The following is a 3,163-nucleotide window of genomic DNA, read 5'->3' as shown; positions in this document are numbered from 1 at the left end:
GTGGGTCAGCGGCCCGCGGTCCAGCCGCAACTCCTTGAGATACCGCCACGCCTCGCCGACCTGTGGACCGGCCGGAATGCCGAGCAGGTCCATGATCGCGTTGCCGTCCAGGTCCGGTCGCACCCGCTGCAGGTCTTCCTTGGCGGCCAGCTCCGCGATCCGCGCCTCGAGGTCGTCGTAGTTGGCCTGCAGCCGGGCCGCGCGGCGCTTGTTGCGGGTGGTGCAGTCGGCGCGCACCAACTTGTGCAGCTGACCCAACAGCGGTCCTGCGTCGGTGACATAACGCCGCACCGCCGAGTCGGTCCATTTGCCGTCGCCGTAACCGTGGAACCGCAGGTGCAGATACACCAGCTGCGAGACGTCCTCGACGATCTGTTTCGAATACTTCAACGCGCGCAACCGTTTTCGGACCATCTTGGCACCCACCACCTCGTGGTGGTGGAAGCTGACTCCCCCGTCGGGTTCGTGCTTGCGGGTGGCGGGCTTACCGATGTCGTGCAGCAGCGCCGCCCAGCGCAGCACCAGGTCGGGACCTTCGTCCTCCAGGGCGACCGCCTGCCGTAGCACAGTCAGCGAATGCTGGTAGACGTCCTTGTGCTGGTGATGCTCGTCGATCGCCATCTGCATGCCGCCGACGTCGGGCAGCACCACGTCGCCCAGCCCGGTCTGCACCATCAGCTCGATGCCGGCGACCGGATCGGCTCCCAGCAGCAGTTTGTCCAGCTCGGCGGCGACCCGCTCGGCGGTGATCCGGCCAAGTTCGGGGGCCATGTCCTCGATCGCGGAGCGGACCCGCGGGGCTACCGTGAAGCCCAGTTGCGAGACGAACCGTGCAGCGCGCAGCATCCGCAGCGGGTCGTCACCGAACGAAACCTGAGGCGCCGCAGGCGTATCCAGAATTCGGGCCCGCACCGCGGCCAAACCCTTTAGTGGATCGACGAATTCGGCGGCGCCGGTCGCCGTCACGCGCACCGCCATCGCGTTCACGGTGAAGTCGCGGCGCACCAGGTCGTCGTCGAGGGAGTCGCCGAAACGCACCTGGGGGTTGCGGGATACGCCGTCGTAACGGTCGGCCCGAAACGTGGTGATCTCCAGGCGCTGGTGGTTCTTCTCCGCACCGATCGTGCCGAACTCGATGCCGGTATCCCACAGCGCGTCGGCCCACGGTCGCAGCAATTTCTGCAGCTGCTCGGGGTGGGCATCGGTGGCGAAGTCCAGGTCGGTGATCGGCCGCTGCAGCACCGCGTCGCGCACCGAGCCGCCGACCAGATACAGCTCGTGGCCGGCGGCAGCGAACAACCCGCCGAGCCCGCGCAGGACGTCGGCATGCCTGTTCAATGCGACCGCGGCAGCGGTCAGCAGCTCGGCATCTCGGGCATCGTCGGGCACGGGACAGAGCGTAGTCGGACGACGACGCGGCGCCCGGTGGCCGCTGTGGGGGTACCGCCCAGCCGCGAAGCGGCGAGGGGGAGAGTCCGACTTGTGGCCGCACCGTGGCCCGATCGTGCAGCTCACTACCGGCGAGTGTGGCAAGAGCGTCTGAGCACGCCAGCTACTATCGCTTGGGTGTCCGACGGCGAAAAATCGCAACCGCGTCGGCGCCGCGGGAGGCGCCGCGGTCGGCGCTCGGCAGGGTCGGGCGAGCCCCAATCCGGCAACGAGGCCGTGGCCGGCGGCACACCAGCCGCTCCAGCGAAGCCTGTGCAACGACGCTCGGCACGCCGCGGACCCGAGCGGCTGCGAACCGTGCACGAGACATCGGCAGGCGGACTGGTCATCGACAACATCGATCGGCCGCGTGAAGAGCAGGTCGCAGCCTTGATCGGTCGCGTCGACCGGCGCGGCCGGATGCTGTGGTCACTTCCCAAAGGCCACATCGAACTCGGCGAGACCGCCGAACAGACCGCGATCCGGGAAGTCGCCGAGGAGACCGGGATACAAGGCAGCGTGCTGGCGGCATTGGGCCGCATCGACTACTGGTTCGTCACCGATGGTCGGCGAGTACATAAAACCGTGCATCACTATCTGATGCGCTTTTTGGGCGGCGAGCTGTCCGACGAGGACGTGGAGGTCGCCGAGGTGGCATGGGTGCCGATCCCCGAGCTGACCTCCCGGCTGGCGTACGCCGACGAACGCCGGCTGGCCGAGGTGGCCGACGAGCTGATCGACAAGCTGCAGAGCGACGGCCCGGCCGCGCTGCCACCACTGCCGCCCACCTCACCGCGGCGGCGTCCGCAAACCCATTCCCGCACCCGGATCCGTCGGCCCGACGAGTCCGCCCGAGGCCGCAAGAACGGTCGCGGTCCCGCGCCGTAGCCTCCGACGACGATGCAGAGCAAATCGAGGTTGAGGCACCACTCGCTCGCGAGGATTGACAGCGGTTCGACGGCGCCGCGACTCCGGCGGGCGGCCCTGCTGCGCCTGATGGCGGTCGTTGGCATCCTGGGCGCGGGCGCCGTGCTGCCCACCGCCGCTGCGGGCGAGCCCGGCGCGATGCCCTTCGTTCAGGTCCGGATCGATCAGGTCACCCCGCAGGTCGCCACCACCACCAGCGAGCCGATCGTGACCGTCACCGGGACCGTGGCCAACATCGGCGACCGGCCCGTCCGCGACGTGATGATTCGCCTCGAACATGCCCCGGCCGTGTCCACCTCGGCGGGATTGCGCACCAACCTCGACGGCGGCACCGACCAGTACCAGGCCGCCCAGGAGTTCGTGACGGTATCCCCCGAGCTACGGCGCGGCCAGAAGACGAAATTCACGTTGTCGGCCCCGATGCGCTCGGCGACCAAACATTCCCTGGATATCACCGCGCCCGGCGTCTACCCGCTGCTGGTCAACGTCAACGGCACCCCCGACTACGGCGAACCGGCGCGGCTGGACAACGCCCGATTCCTGCTGCCGGTGGTGGGCGTCCCGGCCGATCCACTCGATACGTCCGGCGACACGCTGAGCGCCGTCGTCGCACCCGATACCTCCAAACCCGTACCGGTCACCATGCTGTGGCCGCTGGCCGACCGGCCCCGGCTGGCGCCCGGCGTGCCGGGCGGCACCATTCCGGTCCGGCTGATGGACGATGAGCTGGCCACGTCGCTGGCCACCGGCGGCCGGTTGGAGGTCCTACTAGCCGCCGCCGAGTTCGCCACCAGCCACGAAGTCGACC

2 protein-coding genes and 1 pseudogene are annotated in these 3,163 nt (G+C 69.1%); 2 read left to right on the top strand and 1 reads right to left on the bottom strand.

Features of this window, described 5'->3' with window-relative positions; all coding sequences use genetic code 11:
• Window positions 1–1,389: CCA tRNA nucleotidyltransferase (locus tag VN856_RS22660; RefSeq protein ID WP_325693236.1), on the bottom strand; the 1,389-nt coding region annotated here is incomplete at its 3' end.
• 177 nt (window positions 1,390–1,566) lie between these two features.
• On the opposite strand from VN856_RS22660, the gene VN856_RS22655 reads away from it, so the two are divergent.
• Complete coding sequence (locus tag VN856_RS22655; protein WP_325693233.1) at window positions 1,567–2,316, top strand: NUDIX hydrolase; 750 nt, start codon at window positions 1,567–1,569, stop codon at window positions 2,314–2,316.
• A 108-nt stretch (window positions 2,317–2,424) separates the two neighbouring features.
• Window positions 2,425–3,163, top strand: a pseudogene (locus tag VN856_RS22650) (hypothetical protein); the annotation flags it as partial.

The organism is Mycobacterium sp. (assembly GCF_035603715.1).
GTDB lineage: Bacteria > Actinomycetota > Actinomycetes > Mycobacteriales > Mycobacteriaceae > Mycobacterium.
This window is presented reverse-complemented; position numbering and strand designations above follow the sequence as displayed.